The following is an 876-nucleotide window of genomic DNA, read 5'->3' as shown; positions in this document are numbered from 1 at the left end:
AGCATGCGCTCCAGCACGATCCCGGCAAGCAAGTCGGCGTTGCCCCCGAGTTTGCGGCCGATGTCGCGGATAATGCGGCCGAGATAGGTCTTGAGCTTCTTCAAGGCCCTGTTGGCACGCTTGAACTGCTTGGCGTGGGCATAGCGCTGATGCTTGATCAGCGCGAACTTGCCCACCCTGGCATAGGACTGGCGCAGCTTGACGCCGTACCTCTTGGCCAGCCGCACCAGGATCTCGCGGGCGCGGTTCAGCAGCCGCGCATCGGTGGGGAACATCACGTTCTTGGGCTGCACCGTCGTGTCGACGATGACGCGATTGAGATCGGACGGCTTGAGCGCCTCGGTCTTGGTGGCAACCGAAAGGCTCTCCTGCAGCAAAGCCTGCAGCTTCTCCTCGCCCATCCGCTGGCGCCAGCGCGTCAGCGAAGAGCGATCGAACACCAATCGGTGCTGGAAGAACTCCTCGCCGCAGAAGAACTGGTAATAGGGGTTCTCCACCCAGCGCTCGCACAGGACCTCGTCGGAGAGGTCGTAGGTGTGCTTGAGGATCGCCAGCCCCGCCATCAGCCGCGTCGGCAATGGCGGCGGGCCCGGCTTGTCCTCGTAGACCGCCCCGAACCGCTGCTCCAGGAACGACCAGTCGATTGTCCCCGCCAGCTTCACCAGCGGGTGCCCCATATCGATGATCGCGTCCAGCCGCGAGCGCAGAAGATCGGTTTGTCCCGTCCCGCGTCGTTCCTTTGGTCGCATCGCTCCCTCCGATGCGACGACGGAATCACGACTCGTGATTCGACGGAATCCTCAAAAATGAAACTGCAAGCTTTTGGGCCGTCAAAGCCCGAAAGTTTGCAATCCCAAAGACCTTCTCGCCCCGAAA

General features: G+C 62.1%; 1 protein-coding gene. It reads right to left on the bottom strand.

The window, feature by feature from the left end; translation table 11 throughout:
* Positions 1–749: IS5 family transposase (locus IVB12_RS05085; protein WP_247296260.1), on the bottom strand; the 749-nt coding region annotated here is incomplete at its 3' end.
* Positions 750–876 lie beyond the last annotated feature (127 nt).

Source organism: Bradyrhizobium sp. 179, from assembly GCF_023073535.1.
Classification (GTDB): Bacteria; Pseudomonadota; Alphaproteobacteria; order Rhizobiales; family Xanthobacteraceae; genus Bradyrhizobium.
This window is presented reverse-complemented; position numbering and strand designations above follow the sequence as displayed.